Genomic DNA, 18,513 nt, shown 5'->3' with positions numbered 1-18,513 from the left:
ACGTTTACTGGCTTTTTGCCTTTTTTGTTGTATTTTTGTTCCATCTCTTCCATTTCTTTTTTCGTGCTTTTTTCCCCCGTTTATTTTTATTAGGTGATACATACAGTTTTTCACCAATCATATTTTCTAATTCTTCTTTATTTGTTGAACGGAATAAATTAATAGAAACATAAGGATTTTTTACTGGACCAAATACATCATTTACCCTACCAATCTTTTTTTTGTTTTCTGTTAAAACATAAGCTCCTGAAGGAGGTGTTTGAGTGGTGGTTGCTATGAGTTTACCAGATTTTGCTATATGTGAAATATTCCCTAAAACTTTCATAAAAATCAATTAAAATAGATGAGTATGTATATATAAAATTCTACATTCATCATATATAAACTTTACGATAATATTAAATATAAATTTAAAACCCATTTAAAAATATTACTATTTAGTTTAAATAGAAAAAATTCTCTTAATTCGTTTGAAACAATAGTAATAAATTACTTTGTATAAAAGTAACCTAAATTTACTATAATAATTAAATTTGATTAAATAAACACATAAATATAAACAAAAAATCTAATATATTTTAATAAATTATTAAATAGCTTGATAAAAACATTTTAATTAATAAAAATATTAGAAAAAAATAAGAAATAATGATTAAAAATATTTTTAATCAATTAATTAGCTTTTCATTTTTCTTTTCTAAATGTTTTTTAGAAAAAATTTTAACATAATATAAACTAGCTAAAATACCTAAAACAGTAGGGAAAACATAAGAAGCTAATCTTTCAAGAGCAGAAGCAGCTAATACTTGATCTGCAAAAATGCCTACAGGAACAAATAATGCTATCATTACAATTTCTGTAATCCCTAAAGATCCTGGTAAAGTAGGTAAAAATGATAAAAGTATAGCAATAGTATAAACTGTAATAAAAGGTGCAATAGGCGGATGTATACCTATAGCCATAAATGCTAAATAAGAATTGGATAAATCTAAAAACCAGCAAACTAAAGCTAAAAAAATACCTTTTACAAATAAATGTTTATCTTCAATCATCATACGAAAGCTAGTATTAAAATTGTTAATATAACCATTTGCAGTTTCAACTAAATGACTTTGATTATAAGTTTTTCTAGTAAATTTATTTATAAAAGGTAAGAAAAAATTTATGGTTTTCTCAGCCAAATTCATAGACCATTCTTTATTAAAACCTGTGTAAATAACAATCAAAAATAAAGAGAATACTGCAACAATTAAGAATAATAAGAAAAGTTTAGATACTATACCTAAATTCCATGTTATTATACTAATGATTGCAAGTAAACTAATTACTACAAAAGGAAACATTTCAAAAACTCTATCAGCCATAGTTGAAGCAAAACCAACTTCAAATGGAGTTCCATTATATTCTTTAAGTATATATGCTCTTAATGGTTCCCCACCAATAGCGCCAGGAGTTATATTATTCCCAAAAATACTAGTAAGTAATATGCCAACTACATTTTTAAACCCAGGTGAGTCATGCATATGATATAAAATAATTTTCCACCTATAAGCCCATAATAAAATTACAATAATTTGAACTATAAATGTTAAACCAAAAAGAAAGAGATTTGTACGGCTCAAATTAGCTATTATAGAATCTAGTCCAGAGAGAGCTATCATTACAAATAACATTGCAAGAACAATGATAAAACTTACAATAATAGCATATTTATTATCTAAAATAAATGAATATATTGTTTGGGCACTACTTTTTTCAGATGAAGTCAAAAACAAAACCTCTTTTAATAATTATAAATGTGTTTTAAATAGTGAAATAAATGATAGATTAAAATAAAAAATTTTTGTTTATCTAAGCCCTACTACAGTAGATAAAGATTTTCCAGCTTTTAATTGGTTAATAATTTTTGATTCATTAATTTTGATTTTTAAAGTTTCTAATATAACTTTAGAAAATATAGATTTTTGAACAATAACTACTCCACTTTCATCAGCATAGATAAAGTCGCCGGGACTTATTAAATAATTTTCTATTTGTAAGTTAACATTTAATTCCCCAATACCAGAAGGTTTACCTGCATTAGGTAGTGTTTCTAATGCAAAAACAGGATAATCTAAATGTAACAGTACATCAATATCTCTTGTTGCACCATAAACAGCAGTTCCAACTATTCCTTTTTCTTTAGCACAAGTTGAAGCTAATTCCCCCCAAACTGCTGCGGGTTCTCCAGTAGTGTATAATAATAGAAAATCTCCTTCTTTTGCAGCATCTATTGCTAAAAGTGAAGCCCCCCAATCTTTTGAAGATGCTTTAGATGTTACTGCCCTACCGTAAGCTCTTTGATTATTAATAGATTTCAATCCTTTTATTACTCCAGATTCCCCTGTAACTGCATTAACTGCATCGGATATTTGACATGCAGAAGCGGTTTCTAAAATAATTTTTAACTCTTGATATTGTTCAATATTATTTTTAGATTCATTTAAAGTTAAATCTTCAATATTAAAAGTTTTATTAATTAATCGAGGATCATCTAAACTTATGGTACTAAAATCTTTTAAATCAGATAAATCATCGAATTTGTTATTATTTATGTTATTTAAAAAAGTTTTTGCTGATAATTTTCCTTTTGACATCAATTTACGCCTCAAATTTTTTTATATGAAAAAATTAATCGTTTAATTAGTAATAAAATATAGAATTTTTATTAATTATTAACGATTAATTTTTTATTTTAAAAGTATATAATTATTTTTAAATTAACTAATAAGAAAATTGGAAAATTAAATTTATAATGTTAAAACATGAAAGATAATAAAATATTTTATATACCTGTTTATACAAAAATTTAGTTAGATACTAATAATCATATTATACTCAAAAATTGAGTTTATAAATTTACAATTTACTAAATATTACAAAAATTAATTAATGAAGTTAAACAAAAGACAGGAGAATTAATTAAGGGATTTAACAAGAATTAAAAAGGAAAATCAATTATTAGATAAGGATTAAGGTTATTTTAGAATTTTTTTAAAAATTTAGGTATATAAAAATTTTAATTAAAAATAATAAAAATTTAGAAAAAAATATAAAAATAAGCTTACTAATTGATTTAAAAATAGATAAAAATTATTTATAGTTTGTAAACTTTTTAAAAATTATAAAAATTTTTTTTAATAAAAACTTTTTAATTATGGAAAACTGAAGATTTTTCTATAAAAAGAGTTCATGTTATTAATATTCTCAACTTCAATAAGTAAAAGTAAATTCTATTTTTTAAGTATATTTGATGTATCATTGTCTAATTGATAAAAATTAGATTTAGCTTCAATATATAGCTATTATAAAATATTATTATCAAAATACAATTACAAAAGTATAATTTAACAATTAAATAATTAATTGTTTTTCTGAGTATTATAAATTAATAATTAAAATAATATTACAGGATTTTAAATTATCTCTAAAAGTATCTAAGCTTAATAAAACGGAGGCTTAAGATGGGAAAAGGAGAAGAATTAACTACAACTAAATATCTTATTCATGCACAAATAAATGCAAATGGAATCGTGGAAAAACCTGATGTGGTTGGTGCGGTTTTTGGACAAACTGAAGGTCTTTTAAGTAATGATTTAGATTTAAGAGAACTTCAAAGAACAGGTAGAATTGGAAGAATCCAAGTTATTATTCATTCCAATGGAGGTAGAGCTAAAGGTGAAATAGTAATTCCATCTAGTTTAGATAGAATTGAAACCGCTATATTAGCTGCATCCCTTGAAACTATTAATCGAGTTGGTCCTTGTGAAGCTGAAATAACTATTCTCAAAGTTGAAGATGTTAGAGCTGTTAAAAGACAGCAAGTTGTAAATCGTGCAAAAGAAATTTATACAACTATGATGGAAACATCTTCACCTGAAAGTATGAAAATGATTGAAGAAATTAGAGAATCTATGAGAATTCATGAAATTTCAGAATATGGAGAAGAAAAGCTTCCTGCAGGTCCTAGTGTTCATACTTCTGATGCTATTATTGTAGTGGAAGGTAGAAGTGATGTTTTAAACTTATTAAAATATGGTATAAGAAATACTGTAGCTGTTGAAGGGGTTAATATTCCTGCTGGTGTTGCAGAATTAACTAAACATCGGACTGTAACTGCATTTGTTGATGGTGATCGTGGAGGAGAACTTATATTAAAAGAACTTGTTCAAGTTGGAGATGTTGATTATGTTACACAAGCTCCAAGAGGTAAAGAAGTTGAAGATCTTGAAAAAGATGAAGTAATGGTTGCATTACGTGACAAAGTACCTTTAGATCAAGTAATTAATACAATTTCACTTGAAGATAACAAGTCTAAAAATCATAAGTATAATAAATCTAATAACAATAACAACCAATACAATAACAGCAATAACAATAATAATAATCGTTACAATCGTAAAAATAATAGATATAATAATAGTACTAATAAACGAAATGGTAACAATAGAATTGAAAAGAAACATAATAGTGAAATCAATTCTATGAAAAATATGTTAGGAAAACTTACTGGTACTGGTAATAGTGAAATTTTAGATGATTCCTTAAATATTATCAAAGAAGTTAGTGTTGAAAATCTTTATGATGAACTCAAACAAAACAATCCAGATGCAAATACTGTTATATTTGATGGAGTAATTTCCCAAAGATTAGCAGATGTTTCAGCATCTAAGGGAATTAAAAATTTAGTAGCTTTTAAATCTAGTCATATGGTTAAAAAACCTGATAGTTTAAGAATTATTACTGTAAATTAAAATTTATACTATCTTTTTAATCTTTTTTTATTTTTTTAAATTAAATTCGCTTTTTTTACATATTCTAAGTTTTTTTTTAATATGAAAATTTTCATAAACTTACACATAAATATAACGAACATAAATTAATAATAGTCAAATGTTTTGATTAAGAATTTAAAAACAGGAAGTGATTGTATGGAAGAAACCCCAAAATCACCAATAAATTTACCTTCATATGATAAAAATGGGAACAAAGAAAATATTATGAATATTTTTAATTTCAATGATATGTTTGAAGAATATTTTATTGATTTAGAAATTAGAAATTATTCCATGAACACCATAAAAACTTATAAATCCATAATACATAATTTTATGAAATATTTAAATAAACAAGAGGATTTGTATGATGAAAAAAGATTTTTAAGAAGTTTTAAAAGGTATATACAAATCTTAAAAAGGGATAAGCATGTTACACAAAATTACATATATTTAGTAACAGTAGTATGTAAAAAATTTTTAGAATTTAATAAAATATCATTCTTAAATGAAGTTAAACCTCCTAAAAGAACAAAATCATTACCAAAATCATTGAATGAAACAGAAGTAGAAAACCTTATAAATTCAGTTACTTGGGATCCAAATTCAGATAGTCAATTAAAACAAAAAACAAAACTTAGAGATAAAGTAATATTAGCAGTGCTTTACTCTTCTGGATTAAGAATTTCTGAATTAGTAAATTTAATTATTAAAGACATAGATTTTGAAGAAAGAACTATTCGGGTTAGAGGAAAAGGAGACAAAGATCGTATTGTACTTTTTGATGATGATACTAAGAAATTAATAGAACAATACTTAAATGTAAGAAATTCCAATTCAGAATACCTTTTTTTAAATCGTGACAATAATAAAATCACTCCAAGATATATTCAAAGAATGATAAAAATATATGCTAAAAAAGTGGGTATAAATAAAAGGGTTACTCCTCATATACTTAGACACTCTTTTGCAACACATTTATTAAAAAATGGTGTAGACATTAGAGTTATACAACAATTACTTGGCCATTCTAGTTTGTCAACAACACAAATTTATACTAGTGTAGATATGGGTACAATAAAAGAAATTTATGATATAGCAAAACATCAACAACATTCATAAAAAACTAATTAAACTACTAATTAATCTTAAAAAAGGTATAGGGCTCTAAAAAATTAGATATAAAAGAAAAATAAAATATTTTACCTATATTTTTAACAAAAGATTTAAATATTAAATAAAATAATTTTAATGTGTTGAAGAAACATTTAATAAATAAAATCTCGAAAAATATGGAGATGATTAAATGAAAGGGGATTTAAACACAAAATTTTCTATTAGTGTAGGTAAATTTACCTACAAAATTTTAAAACTTAGTGGGAAGAAAGGAACTGCATTGCCTGGAAAAGTAAGTATGAAAATAGAACCTAATCTTCTCTCCAAAATGGTAAATAAATGTGATAGGACTATTATAATTACAGGTACCAATGGCAAAACTACCACTAACAACTTATTAAACCATGTTTTAAATGGTTTTTATGAAAATATTGCATCAAATCTTAATGGTTCAAATTTAGTAACTGGTGTAGTGACTTCTTTTATAATAAATAAAAAAAACCATTATGATTGTGGCATATTCGAAGTAGATGAAGGAACCGTTCCAAAAGTTACAAAACATATTAACCCAAATTATATTGTAATAACTAATTTTTTTAGAGATCAACTAGACAGATTTGGGGAAGTAGAAAATACTATTAAACTGGTTCATGATTCTATAACTAATCCTCAAACAGTATTAATATTAAATGCAGATGATCCTTCATGTTTATATTTTAATGATTTACCAAATCCTAAAGTTTATTATAGTCATGGTGAGACTGAAAATTCTAAAAAAGATGTTGAAGTATTAGAATCTGTATTTTGTCCAATCTGTGGGAATAGATTAGAATATGATTTTATTAATTATGGAAACATTGGACAGTATCATTGTAATAACTGTGGTGCTAGTAATCCTTTCTCTGATTATAAATTAATTTCAGTAACTCCTTATGATGGTTATTATGATTTCACAATTGGATATTGTAACGAACAAAAATCTTTTAGATTAAATGTTATGGGATTATATAATTTATATAATTGTTTAGCTGTCATAGCATTATCTAGTGAATTAGGCTTAGATTATGAAACTATACAAAGTAGAATTCAAAGTTTCGAATATAAATTAGGACGTATGGAAACAATTAAATTAGGAAATAAAGAAGTTGTTCTTGTTTTGAGTAAAAATCCTGTAGGTTTAAGTGAAGTTTTTTCTGCTTTTCATACAAATCCAAATGAAAAATCAATAATGTTTATTTTAAACGATTATGCTGCAGATGGAAAAGATGTTTCTTGGATTTGGGATGCAAACTTTGATGAAATAAATAATATTCAAAAAGTTAAAAATTTTTATTGTGCCGGAACACGAGCTGAAGATGCTGCTTTAAGATTAAAATATACTAATTTTCCCACAGATAAAATTAGAATTTATCCTGGAAAAGATAAGTTTGATTTAAAATCTGGAATTGATCAATTATTGTCTGAAAATAATAGATCATATATTGTTGGGACTTTTACAGGTATGCCTGAAGCTAGAAAAATTTTATATGAAAAACATGACAAAATTTATGAAAACTAAACTTAAATAAAAATACTTAAAGATTACTATGAAAATGGAATTAAATATTGTAAACATGTATCCTGATATTTTAAATATGTATGGAGATATTGGTAACTTAATATGTATTGAAAAAAGATGTGAATGGAGAGGAATCAAAGTTAATCAAGTAATTTCAACTTTAGGAACAAAAACCGTTAAAGATGATAATATTGATATGATTTTAATTGGAGGAGGTTCGGATAATCAACAAAACATAGTTTCTAAGGATTTATTTGATAAAAGAAGTATGATAGATAATTATATTAATAATGATGGTGTTATTTTAGCTATCTGTGGTAGTTATCAAATGTTAGGTAATGATTACTGTGATGCTGAAGGTAATGATATTCCTTGCTTGGAATTATTAGATATTAAAACAGAATCTAACAATGAAAGATTAATTGGGAATATTTTAATTGAAAATAATTTAGATTTAAATCCAAAAAGTGTTGTTGGATTTGAGAATCATGGTGGTCGTACTTACCATAATTATGAACCTTTTGGTATAGTTAAGTTAGGTTATGGTAATAATGGTAAAGATAATAAAGAGGGCATAATTTTTAAAAATGTAATAGGTAGTTATTTACATGGACCATTATTGCCAAAAAATCCACATATTGCTGATTATTTAATATTAAATGCTTTAAAGAATAAATATGATATTGATTCTTTACCGACTATTGATGATAAAATTGAAATTAAAGCACGTAATGCTATGGCTAACAAATTAATAGAATTACATAATGATAATGAATTAAGTAAGTACTGGAAGTACAAAAAACGAATAAAGGATTTAAAAGAATATAAAAAACATTAAAAAAAATAGTATATAAATTAGAAAATTTTTTATAAAAGTTTTTATAAATTTTATACTAATGGATTATAAAGTGATATCCATTAAATAAGAAACTTATTTTTAAAATAAATTATAAATAATATTTAAAATAGGAGTATTAAAATGAATATAAATATTAATTCATATTATAATAAGAGGGAAATCGCATTTAATAAAATTCAAGAATCCAATACTGTTACAAAAGTAATTATGGCTTTTATGATGGCATGTTTCACTGGTATTATGGCACAATTTATTATTCCTTTACCTTTTACCCCAGTACCTATCACTGGACAAACCTTTGCAGTTTTAATAGCAGGTTTATTCTTAGGTAAAAAATATGGGGCATTAAGCCAAATATTATATATTGGTATAGGTGCTACTATAATTCCATGGTTTGCTGGTGCAACTGGTGGAATAGCTACTTTATTAGGATCTACTTGTGGATACTTTGTTGGAATGGTATTAGCTGCATATTTTGTTGGATTAATTTCTGAAAGATATGTTGAATCTAGAAATTTCACTAGAATGACTGCTGTTGTTGCTATTGCAAATTTTGCAATAATATATATTCCTGGACTTGCAGGATTAGCTGCTTGGTCTTATTTCACACAAGGAATTGTTCTTGGACCTGTTGAATTAATTGTTATGGGTCTTGCTCCATTTATTATTGGAGATATTGTTAAAATTTTAAGTGCAGGTTTAGTATCTAAGGTATTTTTACCTAAAGATTAAATATCTTTTTACTTTTTTTATTTTTTTTATTTATAATAATAATTTGTCATATTTTTAGGGTATTTGATAAAATGGATGTTTTAGAATTCTTTGAAAAAGTTAAAGAGTCTGATAAAAAATATCAGCTAGAAAATCATAAGATTAAGAAGTCTAAAAAGAAAAATTCTTGTAATATCCCATTAGAACAATTATTAATGTATCAAGAATTATGAAAACTTAGTTAATTTAAGGAGAATTTTATTTTTATGAAAATTAAACTTCGAGCTCATCATTTATTATGTATTCAAGGGTATCAGGGATATGGTTATAGTGATGAATTTGTTAAAAATATGGATCATATAGTAGAAATTTTAAAAAATAATAATAATTTAGTTGTTTTATGTAATTCTGCAGATGATATTTGTAAATTTTGCCCTAATCTTAATGAAGATGGTTTTTGTAAAGATTTCCAGACTAATGAGGATATTGTATTAATGGATGAAATAATTTTAAGTAAAATTAAAAATTCTGAAAAAGAATTTCTTACAAGTGAATTATTTGAAGAGATAAATAATATATTTAATTCTGAGGATAGTGTGAAAACTATTTGTGGGGATTGTGGTTGGATTGATAAATGTTTGTTTTATCAAAATTTTTTATAAAAATTAATTTTTTTAAATAATTTATACGATAAGTTTAAATAGGAGATTGAAGAATATAATAATATGTTGTAATCTGTGTATTGCAACTGATTTTTAGTCCCGTAGGGTAGTGGTAATCCTTCTAGGCTTTGGACCCGGAGACGGCGGTTCGACTCCGCTCGGGACTATATTATCTATAAAAAGCTATTTTTTTACATGTTTTTAAAATTTTTATATATTGCTTTATGAATTTAACTAATTTTTTATAAAATTAAATTTATTTTTTAGGAGAATTTGATAATTATGAAAAAATTACTTATTATGGGAGTTAATACTAGACCTCTTGTTAATTCAGCACTTAAATTAAATTTTGAGGTATATTCCAGTAGTTATTATGCTACTTATGATTTTAATAAACCTTTTGATGAAATACATTTACTTAATCAGGAAACAGATGCGTCTTGTGGTTTTTTTGAAGAAAAATATGATCCATTAGAACTTTTAGATAAATCTAGGGAATTTTTAGAAAAAGTAGATTACATAATTTTGTGTGCAGGTATATCTTTTTCAGATTTTATAGGTGAATTTAAAAAGTATCGTGGAAAAATTTTAGGTAATAAAAATGTTGGTGAAGTTGAAGATAAATATAAGTTTTATAAGTATATTTGTAATAAATTTTTAACTCCTGAAACTTTTAAGATAAAAGATATACATGACGTAGAAGAAATTCTAAAAAATAATGTAGACAAGTCATATATACTAAAACCATGTAAAGGAAGTGGTGGTTATGGTGTCAGATTATTAAATTATAATAGCTTAAATGAATTTAAGAGTAATGAAAAAAATAGTGAAAAATTAGAAAAAATTACTGAAAATCAAAAATTAATATTACAAGAGCATATTAAAGGAATAAATATTAGTTCATCAGTATTAAGTAACAATCATGAAGCAAAAACCATAATAAACAGTAGATTACTAACAATTAACGATTATCAAAAAAATAAATCATTTGTTTATAATGGAAATATAATACCATTGAATATTAAAAGTTTACAAAGCTTAAATGAATACACAATACCAAATGATGAAATAGGTATAGATAATTTAAACGAAGACATGAATCAAATATCCCAAGAAATAATTAAAGATTTAAAATTAATTGGATCTAATGGGGTTGACATGATATTATCTGAAAATACCAAAAACAACAACATATTAGAAAATGATATTTATATTATTGAAGTAAACCCTCGTGTACAAGGCACATATGAATGTATTGAAAAACTTTTAAAAATAAATTTATTAGATGCTCATATTAAAGCATGCCAAGGAAAAATAATAGAAATACCCAAATATAAAGGATATAGTTTTAAAAAGATAATATATTCAACAAATACTATAAAAATAGGAAATTTAAATAAAGATAATGTATTTGATATACCTTACCCAAATGTGATAATAGAAAAAAACCAACCTTTAGTCACAATAATAGACCAAGCAAATAATGTAAAAAAACTAATTAAAAATAGTAATGCAATAGAAAGTACAATAAACGAGAATATTAAAAATATTTAAAAATGAATAACACCTGCTAAATATAATATAAAAAGAATTGTTCCAATAACCAAAATTGCGGTAGTAGCAATTTGAACAATCTGAATTATTATAAACACTTTAGCAACATGATCTGGATCTTTCATAAATTGATCTATAGGGTTTCTTTGCATAAATCCACACTTCTCAAAAATTAAGAACTTATAAAAATTTGAAAATTTTTTAGTAATATAATATTAAAAAAACTAATATATAATTTTAATCATTAAAAAAAAATTATAAAAAGAGTCATTAAAAAATTTTATATTAAATAATAAAATTTTAGACTCCTGTTTTATTTTTAGAAAAAAATTAATAAAAATATTAAAACTAAATAATATAATTTTAATTATCTAATTTTAAATGATTTCATCTTAAATTTTCTCTTTGGTTTTTCTTCATCCACAGATTTTTCATCGCTATTCTTAGAAGATTTTTTAACAGGTTTTTCAACTTCCGCTTTTACTTTGGAAGTAGAATCTTCTGTTTTTTCTGAATCCTTTTTAGTTTTAGAAGGAATTTTGCTTTTTACAGCTTCCTTAACTTTACCAATAGTAGATTCTTTTTTAGCTAATTTTTCAGCTTCAGCTAATTCTTTAGCTTCATAATCTTGACGAGAATTCTTAGCATCTTCAATTCCACTTTCTTGACTCTTTTCTATTGTAGCACGAATCATTTTAAGTCTAACGAAGTTTTCTCTTTCCATTTCTTGTAATCTCATATCAATGGATTTGATAGTTGCTTGTAATCTTGGAACCATAATATGTTCAAGAGCATTAACCCGACGTTTAGTTGCTTCAATTTCGGCTGCTAATAAATAAATTGTTTTTTCAATTTCTCCAAGTTGAATGGATAATTTCAAACAATGTTCAAATTTTTTAGCTGCTTCATCTAACCTAATAGATGTATCATTGAATCCATAACCTCGATCTAGGATAGTTCTATTTTGTGCTTTCATATCAATTACAGGTACTGAAACACCCATAATATTCCTAGATTTAATATCAACATCCATAGATTCAGTAACAGAAAGAGCTGCTTTTTGTACAGCCAAATCACCCATTTGGATTTGAGCTGCAGTTAAATCTTCATAAGCTTCTGCGAGTTCTTCATTCAATTCATCTCGAGCTCCTTGAACTTTATCTAAAATATCGAAAAACTCTTTAATTAAAGCATCACGTTTTTCTTTAAGTAAACTGTGACCTTTGACTGCGAGTTGTTCTCTATCTTTAAGTGCAAGTAACTCCATTCGAGTTGGATTTATCCCGCTTATTATTTCTTCTGCCATTTTATCCTCCTAAATAAAGATAGTAGATATTAATTGAAAATTAATATCATATAGTTTTATCTTATTCTTCAGCCTTTGGAAGATATTGATCAATGAATTCATCTTTAACTCTTTTGAGTTCATTTTTAGGTAAGATACTTAAAAGTTTCCAACCAAGATCTAAGGTTTCTTCAATACTTCTGTCTTCATCTTTAGCTTGTGTAATAAATTGGTTTTCGAAATTATCAGCAAATTCTAAGAATTTACGATCTCTTTCTGTAAGAGCTTCTTCACCTACTACAGCAACTAAATCTCTTAATTCACGACCTTCTGCATAAGCAGAATAAAGTTGGTCAGATACTCCACTGTGGTCTGGACGAGTTTTTCCTTCTCCAATACCCCCACCCATTAAACGAGATAAGGATGGTAATGGATCTACAGGAGGGTAAATACCTTTTCTGTGAAGATTACGATTAAGTACAATTTGTCCTTCTGTAATATATCCGGTTAAATCAGGAATAGGGTGAGTAATATCATCTTGAGGCATTACAAGAATAGGCATTTGAGTGATTGATCCTTCTTTTCCTTGTATACGGCCTGCACGTTCATACATACCAGCTAAATCAGTATACATGTATCCAGGGTATCCACGTCTTCCAGGTACTTCATCTCTTGCTGCAGAAATTTCTCTTAATGCTTCACAGTAATTTGTAATATCAGTTAATATAACTAATACTTGCATATTCTTTTCAAATGCTAAATATTCAGCAGTTGTTAAAGCCATTTTTGGAGTTAAAATTCTTTCAATAGCAGGGTCATCTGCAAGGTTCATGAAAACTGTTACTTTTTCTAATGCTCCAGTTCTTTCAAAATCTCTCATAAAGAAATTTGCTTCTTCGTGAGTAATACCCATTGCAGCAAATATTACTGCAAATTCAGATTCTCCACCTAATACTCTAGCTTGTCTAGCAATTTGTGCTGCTAAATCATTGTGAGGTAAACCAGATCCTGAAAAGATTGGTAATTTTTGTCCTCTTACTAAAGTATTCATTCCATCAATGGTTGATATACCAGTTTGAATAAATTCTTCTGGGAATTCACGAGATGCTGGATTCATTGGTGCTCCATTAATATCTAATTCTTTTTCAGGAATTATTTCAGGACCACCATCAATAGGTTTACCAGTACCATTAAAGATACGTCCCATCATTTCTTTGGATACACCGATTTTTGCTGTTTCACCAGTAAATCTAGTTTTAGTGTTTTTAGTGTTTAAATCACTTGTACCTTCAAATACTTGAATAACTGCAACATCTTGTTTTACTTCTAAAACTTGTCCTTGTCTGTGTTCTCCGTTAGGAGTTTCAATTTCTACAATTTCGTTGTAACCTACACCTTCAACTCCATCAACGACCATTAAAGGACCGGTAACTTCTGTAACTGTGGTGTATTCTCTTGTTTTAATATCAGTATTCATTTGTTTACACCTCACTACATTCTTTAACTACTTCAGCTTCAATTTCTTTAGCTTTAGCTGCAAATTCTTCAGAAGGAACATATTTCATTCTTGCAATTTGGTCTTTTACAGTTAATGCAACAATATCTTTTATATCTGCTCCTTTTTTAACAGCTGCGGATGCTTCATCTTGGAATAATAATATTATTTTAAGCATATCGTGTTGTTTTTGAGGAGGACAGTATGTATCGACATCATCAAAAGCGTTTTGTCCTAAGAAATCTTCTCTTAACATACGAGTAGTTTCTAAGGTTACTCTATCTAAATCAGGTAGAGCATCTGGACCAACTAATTGAACAATTTCTTCAAGTTCGGATTCTCTTTGTAATAAAGCCATTGCTTTATCCCGATTTGGTCTCCAGTCATTTCCTACTTCATTAGACCACCAGCCTTCAATATCGTCAACATATAATGAGTAACTAGTTAACCAATTAATTGAAGGGAAGTGACGTTTATCTGCTAATGATGCATCTAATGCCCAAAATACTTTACATATACGTAATGTGTTTTGAGTAACAGGTTCGGATAAATCTCCTCCTGGAGGGGATACTGCTCCGACTACACTAATAGAAGATTCTAATTCAGTAGTTCCTAAAGTATGGATTCTTCCTGCTCTTTCATAGAATTGTGCTAATCTTGATGCTAAGTATGCTGGGTAACCTTCTTCCCCTGGCATTTCTTCTAGTCTTCCTGAGATTTCTCTCATAGCTTCAGCCCATCTGGAAGTTGAATCTGCCATAAGTGCTACATCGTAACCTTGATCTCTGAAGTATTCAGCAATTGTAATACCTGTGTATACACATGCTTCACGAGCAGCTACTGGCATATTAGAAGTATTAGCAATAAGGATAGTTCTATCCATTAGAGGATTACCTGTTTTTGGATCGTCAAGGAATGGGAATTCAGTAAGTACTTCTGTCATTTCGTTACCACGTTCACCACATCCAATATATACAACTATATCTGCATTAGCCCATTTAGCTAATTGTTGTTGTGTTACAGTTTTACCTGATCCGAAAGGACCTGGGATTGCAGCTGTACCGCCTTTTGCAACTGGGAAGAAAGTATCTTGTGATCTTTGACCAGTTACTAATGGTATATCTGGATCTAATTTTTCTTTATAAGGACGTCCTTTTCTTACAGGCCATTTTTGTAACATTGCAACTTCTGCAATAGTACCATCATCTTTTTCGATTTCTGCAATAATTTCTTCTACAGTATGTTCGCCTGATTGAATAGATTTAACTACCCCAGATTCAATAGTTGGAGGTAATAATATTTTATGGAGAACAGCACTAGTTTCTTGAACTTCACCTAATGGATCTCCGGTTATTACATTATCTCCTACTTTTACTAAAGGTTTAAAATCCCATTTCTTTTCTTTATCTACGGAAGGAACATCAATACCTCTTGCAATGTAATCTCCAGTTAATTTTTTGATTTCATCTAAAGGTCTTTGAATTCCATCATAAATTGAACCCATTATACCAGGTGCGAGTTCTACAGATAATGGACCTCCTGTACTTTCTATTTTTTCACCAGGCTTAATACCTGCTGTTTCTTCATATACTTGAATGGTTGCGGTGTCACCTTCTAATTCAATGATTTCACCAATGAGTTTATCGTCACCCACTTTAACCATTTCGTGCATTTGAGTTCCTCTCATTCCATCAGCTAGAATAACAGGCCCTGCAACTTTAATAATATTTCCTTCAATAATCATTTAACCATCTCTACCCCGATAACTCTTTTAATAAGGTCTGTCATTTGTTCGTTTTCAGTTGCTTCTGAACCAGATTTATCAGGTATCTCAATAATCATAGGTAAAACTTCATTACCTATAGTTCTATTAATATGTTTTCTAATGTTGCTTGCAATCTTTTCTGTTATTAAAATAATTGAAACTTGCTCATTTATACATGAATCAAAAGCGGTTATTGCTTCTTCATCTGTTTTAACAACTTTACCTTTTTTTACTCCACCAAGTTTAAAACCAGTGACAGTATCTAAATCACCTATAATAGCTATTTCACTCATACTAACATCTCCCGTAATTGAGATGTAGGGAATTCTTTTTCTCTTTTAGCTCTAGCAATTACTTTAAGATTATGTATTTCTTGTTCTTTTAAAGTTAAGAAACCTATTATAGGACCAATACCTAATGGTTTTTTCATAGAGTATGTGTGAGCAGCTTCAGATAAAAATTTATTTAAAGCTTTTTCAAAGACATCAATTGAACCTGTTTCATTATATTGTGGAACTACAGCATTTAAAACTTCAGCATATTTTGTCCCATCTAGACTTGAGATTACTCCAAGTATATCTTCAGATTCCATTAAGTCTTTAAGTTTCCATTCTCTTAATTGATAACCATTATTAAAAATGTATGGTTCTAATTCATCATAATCTAATTTATCTGCTTTAGCACGTATTATTAAGTTAATGTTAGCTACATCTACTTGATTTCCAAGATAAGAATATAATATTTCAGTATTTGCTTCTGAAGGTACTACTCTTGCTTTTAATAAGGATTGTAAGTAATACTTATCTAAAGCTGAATCTAAAGGAAGTAAAACTTTCTTTTCTTCATAGATAGGTAAAGCTTCAGATAAAACATTTGCGTATTCAGTATTATCTAAACCTGCAACAACATCATTAACAGAATTAACATCAGTTAATCTTTCAATATCTTCGTATAATTTTCCAGTAGGTATTAATAAATCAGAGGTTTCATCTTGATTAAGACCAACTGCTTTTGCAGCAAGTAAACTTTTAATATTACTAATATCAGATTTCTTTGAAAATACTTTAAATGCAGGTGCAATATCTTTTGGTACTAATCTAGCAACAACATCATAAGTTTCACCCATTTTGGTATCTAAAGTTTTTTCAACTGATTCTCCTTCAGCAATATCACTGTAATCTGGAATTCCACTTAAATAGTTTTCTACTTCAGAAATGTCTGAAGTTTCAACGAGTTCAGAAATTTGTTTTTCTGTTAATAATCTTCCTTTACGTGCTCTTACTCTAGAAATAGGATTAAGATATGGGTAGATTTTTAAGATCGGTACGGTTACAACAACAACTACGATTGCAGCTATTACCACAAATGTAAAGATAACTAATATTAGGAATACTTCAGGAGTAAGACCTAATTGTGATACAATTGAAGTTATTTCACCAGCCATAATTCATCCTCCTATTTAAATAATATTTTAGCAACTTCAGAACGTAATTCTTTTTTGTTTCTTAGCATTCTAGATTCTATAGTATTATTTACTTCAATTTCACCGTTTTTGGTTTTAACTATAACTCCACCGATTGTGTTTATAGGTTCACCAATTACAAATTTGGTTTCTGTTCCTGTATTTGCAGAAACAGTTTTTGCCATACTTTTAAGGTTTAATTGATCTTTTTTATTTTTTGTAACAACTGCTTTTACTTCAGCGGCAATTACATCTAGATTGCTTTTAATTTTAGGAATATCTTCTTCTTTTAGTTGAATGATTAATTCTCCACCACCAATTTCAGTAGCTGATTCTTTAATCATTTCAACTAAAGCGTTGGTATATTCTTCTTTATCTGTAGATGCAATGTTTTTTAAATCATTTGTAGCTTTATCAAAAGCTGCATTGATTACTTCTTCTTTAGCTTCTAATTCAAATCTTCTTGCATTCATTTTAGCTTCAGATATAATTTGTTGATGTCTCATATCAGCTTGTTTTTTACCACTTACTAATATTTGATTTTTAGCAGCCTCAGCTTTCTTTTCACCAGATTTGATGATAGTGTCTGCTTGAGTTTGTGCTTCTTGAATAATTCCATCAGCTTTATTCTGAGCTTCAGACATGATGTTAGAAACTATGTTTTCTGCCCCAGAGCTCATTATATTTGACCTCCTAGGCTAATATTCCACCGAATACCATAAGTAAGATAGCTATAAGGAATCCGTAAATAGCTTGGGTTTCTTCTAATGCTGAGAAAATAATACCACGTGCGAACATACTATTATCTTCAACTACAGCACCAACAGCGGAACCTGCTGCAAGACCTTGACCCATACCAGAACCGAGTCCTGCAAATCCAATTGCTGCACCTGAACCAATTGCTACAATACCTGCAGCAGTACTTAATCCAGCTCCACCACCGAGTAATCCTGAAAATACCATTAATAAGATTGCAATTAAGAATCCGTAGATAGCTTGGGTTTCACATAAAGCTGAAAAGATAATACCACGTGCGAACATACTATTATCTTCTGCTACAGCTCCAACAGCACCAGATGCTGCGAAACCTTGACCTAAACCTGATCCTAAACCTGCGAAACCAACTGCTACTCCAGCTCCAACAGCTGCAAGTGCAGTACCTAATACAATTTCCACCATAATTTATTCTCCTTTTAATTAGTTTATAATATTTATTTGAAATTTGAATTTTG

The 18,513-nt window shown here is 27.7% G+C and carries 18 protein-coding genes, 1 tRNA gene and 1 pseudogene; 9 read left to right on the top strand and 11 right to left on the bottom strand.

The features are described from left to right. Positions 1-4: 4 nt before the first annotated feature. The 3 genes from BP997_RS06505 to BP997_RS06495 all read right to left on the bottom strand — a co-directional run bounded on the left by BP997_RS06505 (position 5) and on the right by BP997_RS06495 (position 2,636). Complete coding sequence (locus BP997_RS06505; protein WP_413825149.1) at positions 5-325, bottom strand: H/ACA ribonucleoprotein complex subunit GAR1; 321 nt, start codon at positions 323-325, stop codon at positions 5-7. A 343-nt stretch (positions 326-668) separates the two neighbouring features. Continuing rightward, positions 669-1,769, bottom strand: coding sequence for a UPF0104 family protein (locus BP997_RS06500; protein WP_413825152.1), 1,101 nt, complete (start codon positions 1,767-1,769; stop codon positions 669-671). A 78-nt stretch (positions 1,770-1,847) separates the two neighbouring features. Further along, on the bottom strand, positions 1,848-2,636 hold the full coding sequence (locus BP997_RS06495; RefSeq protein ID WP_413825155.1) for an RraA family protein: 789 nt from the start codon (positions 2,634-2,636) through the stop codon (positions 1,848-1,850). An 867-nt stretch (positions 2,637-3,503) separates the two neighbouring features. Here BP997_RS06495 and dnaG point away from each other — a divergent pair. From dnaG to BP997_RS06450, 9 genes are all read left to right on the top strand, one after another. Further along, on the top strand, positions 3,504-4,793 hold the full coding sequence (gene dnaG, locus BP997_RS06490; RefSeq protein ID WP_413825158.1) for a DNA primase DnaG: 1,290 nt from the start codon (positions 3,504-3,506) through the stop codon (positions 4,791-4,793). Between the two features lie 177 nt (positions 4,794-4,970). Beyond that, positions 4,971-5,936 carry a site-specific tyrosine recombinase/integron integrase gene (gene xerA / locus BP997_RS06485; RefSeq protein ID WP_413825160.1) on the top strand — a complete coding sequence of 322 codons (966 nt, stop codon included), beginning with the start codon at positions 4,971-4,973 and terminating at the stop codon, positions 5,934-5,936. Positions 5,937-6,120: 184 nt separating this feature from the next. After that, positions 6,121-7,488 (top strand): MurT ligase domain-containing protein, encoded by a 1,368-nt coding sequence (locus tag BP997_RS06480; RefSeq protein ID WP_413825163.1) that lies wholly within the window; start codon positions 6,121-6,123, stop codon positions 7,486-7,488. 28 nt (positions 7,489-7,516) lie between these two features. Next, complete coding sequence (locus tag BP997_RS06475; RefSeq protein ID WP_413825165.1) at positions 7,517-8,326, top strand: type 1 glutamine amidotransferase; 810 nt, start codon at positions 7,517-7,519, stop codon at positions 8,324-8,326. A gap of 147 nt (positions 8,327-8,473) precedes the next feature. After that, positions 8,474-9,079 carry a biotin transporter BioY gene (locus BP997_RS06470; RefSeq protein WP_413825301.1) on the top strand — a complete coding sequence of 202 codons (606 nt, stop codon included), beginning with the start codon at positions 8,474-8,476 and terminating at the stop codon, positions 9,077-9,079. A gap of 71 nt (positions 9,080-9,150) precedes the next feature. After that, positions 9,151-9,291: a hypothetical protein gene (locus BP997_RS06465; RefSeq protein WP_413825167.1), complete on the top strand. Its 141-nt coding sequence runs from the start codon at positions 9,151-9,153 to the stop codon at positions 9,289-9,291. 33 nt (positions 9,292-9,324) lie between these two features. Next, complete coding sequence (locus tag BP997_RS06460; RefSeq protein ID WP_413825170.1) at positions 9,325-9,720, top strand: DUF1284 domain-containing protein; 396 nt, start codon at positions 9,325-9,327, stop codon at positions 9,718-9,720. A gap of 95 nt (positions 9,721-9,815) precedes the next feature. Beyond that, positions 9,816-9,887: transfer RNA gene (locus BP997_RS06455), tRNA-Gln, on the top strand. A gap of 115 nt (positions 9,888-10,002) precedes the next feature. Then, positions 10,003-11,274, top strand: a complete 1,272-nt coding sequence (locus tag BP997_RS06450) for an ATP-grasp domain-containing protein (protein ID WP_413825173.1) — start codon at positions 10,003-10,005, stop codon at positions 11,272-11,274. Here the strand turns inward: BP997_RS06450 and BP997_RS06445 are convergent. From BP997_RS06445 to BP997_RS06410, 8 genes and pseudogenes are all read right to left on the bottom strand, one after another. Continuing rightward, complete coding sequence (locus BP997_RS06445; protein ID WP_409198631.1) at positions 11,271-11,426, bottom strand: hypothetical protein; 156 nt, start codon at positions 11,424-11,426, stop codon at positions 11,271-11,273. The two genes, BP997_RS06450 and BP997_RS06445, sit on opposite strands and share 4 nt — an antisense overlap. 521 nt (positions 11,427-11,947) lie before the next feature. Continuing rightward, positions 11,948-12,580, bottom strand: a pseudogene (locus tag BP997_RS06440) (V-type ATP synthase subunit D); the annotation flags it as partial. A gap of 61 nt (positions 12,581-12,641) precedes the next feature. Continuing rightward, positions 12,642-14,036 carry an ATP synthase subunit B gene (locus tag BP997_RS06435; protein WP_413825175.1) on the bottom strand — a complete coding sequence of 465 codons (1,395 nt, stop codon included), beginning with the start codon at positions 14,034-14,036 and terminating at the stop codon, positions 12,642-12,644. A 4-nt stretch (positions 14,037-14,040) separates the two neighbouring features. Beyond that, positions 14,041-15,798 carry an ATP synthase subunit A gene (locus BP997_RS06430; protein WP_413829042.1) on the bottom strand — a complete coding sequence of 586 codons (1,758 nt, stop codon included), beginning with the start codon at positions 15,796-15,798 and terminating at the stop codon, positions 14,041-14,043. After that, positions 15,795-16,112, bottom strand: a complete 318-nt coding sequence (locus BP997_RS06425) for a V-type ATP synthase subunit F (protein ID WP_409198628.1) — start codon at positions 16,110-16,112, stop codon at positions 15,795-15,797. Before BP997_RS06425 ends, BP997_RS06430 begins: the two co-directional genes overlap by 4 nt. Next, positions 16,109-17,263 (bottom strand): ATP synthase A1 subunit C, encoded by a 1,155-nt coding sequence (ahaC, locus tag BP997_RS06420; protein WP_413825180.1) that lies wholly within the window; start codon positions 17,261-17,263, stop codon positions 16,109-16,111. The genes BP997_RS06425 and ahaC overlap by 4 nt, the downstream gene beginning before the upstream one ends. 11 nt (positions 17,264-17,274) lie before the next feature. Next, a complete protein-coding gene (locus BP997_RS06415; RefSeq protein WP_413825183.1) occupies positions 17,275-17,961 on the bottom strand; it encodes a V-type proton ATPase subunit E in 687 nt (228 codons plus the stop codon). Between the two features lie 13 nt (positions 17,962-17,974). Then, positions 17,975-18,460, bottom strand: coding sequence for a V-type ATP synthase subunit K (locus BP997_RS06410; protein ID WP_413825186.1), 486 nt, complete (start codon positions 18,458-18,460; stop codon positions 17,975-17,977). Positions 18,461-18,513 lie beyond the last annotated feature (53 nt).

It is taken from the genome of Methanobrevibacter sp. UBA412 (assembly GCA_002495685.1).
In the GTDB taxonomy this organism is placed as follows: domain Archaea; phylum Methanobacteriota; class Methanobacteria; order Methanobacteriales; family Methanobacteriaceae; genus Methanobrevibacter_A; species Methanobrevibacter_A acididurans.
The sequence above is the reverse complement of the archived record's forward strand: the minus strand, read 5'-3'. Positions and strand labels throughout refer to the sequence as shown.

Coding starts and splice junctions, on each gene's coding strand:
- BP997_RS06505 (WP_413825149.1), bottom strand. CDS start 325: ATGAAAGTTTTAGGGAATATTTCACATATAGCAAAATCTGGTAAACTC.
- BP997_RS06495 (WP_413825155.1), bottom strand. CDS start 2,636: ATGTCAAAAGGAAAATTATCAGCAAAAACTTTTTTAAATAACATAAAT.
- dnaG (WP_413825158.1), top strand. CDS start 3,504: ATGGGAAAAGGAGAAGAATTAACTACAACTAAATATCTTATTCATGCA.
- xerA (WP_413825160.1), top strand. CDS start 4,971: ATGGAAGAAACCCCAAAATCACCAATAAATTTACCTTCATATGATAAA.
- BP997_RS06480 (WP_413825163.1), top strand. CDS start 6,121: ATGAAAGGGGATTTAAACACAAAATTTTCTATTAGTGTAGGTAAATTT.
- BP997_RS06475 (WP_413825165.1), top strand. CDS start 7,517: ATGAAAATGGAATTAAATATTGTAAACATGTATCCTGATATTTTAAAT.
- BP997_RS06465 (WP_413825167.1), top strand. CDS start 9,151: ATGGATGTTTTAGAATTCTTTGAAAAAGTTAAAGAGTCTGATAAAAAA.
- BP997_RS06460 (WP_413825170.1), top strand. CDS start 9,325: ATGAAAATTAAACTTCGAGCTCATCATTTATTATGTATTCAAGGGTAT.
- BP997_RS06450 (WP_413825173.1), top strand. CDS start 10,003: ATGAAAAAATTACTTATTATGGGAGTTAATACTAGACCTCTTGTTAAT.
- BP997_RS06445 (WP_409198631.1), bottom strand. CDS start 11,426: ATGCAAAGAAACCCTATAGATCAATTTATGAAAGATCCAGATCATGTT.
- BP997_RS06435 (WP_413825175.1), bottom strand. CDS start 14,036: ATGAATACTGATATTAAAACAAGAGAATACACCACAGTTACAGAAGTT.
- BP997_RS06430 (WP_413829042.1), bottom strand. CDS start 15,798: ATGATTATTGAAGGAAATATTATTAAAGTTGCAGGGCCTGTTATTCTA.
- BP997_RS06425 (WP_409198628.1), bottom strand. CDS start 16,112: ATGAGTGAAATAGCTATTATAGGTGATTTAGATACTGTCACTGGTTTT.
- ahaC (WP_413825180.1), bottom strand. CDS start 17,263: ATGGCTGGTGAAATAACTTCAATTGTATCACAATTAGGTCTTACTCCT.
- BP997_RS06415 (WP_413825183.1), bottom strand. CDS start 17,961: ATGAGCTCTGGGGCAGAAAACATAGTTTCTAACATCATGTCTGAAGCT.
- BP997_RS06410 (WP_413825186.1), bottom strand. CDS start 18,460: ATGGTGGAAATTGTATTAGGTACTGCACTTGCAGCTGTTGGAGCTGGA.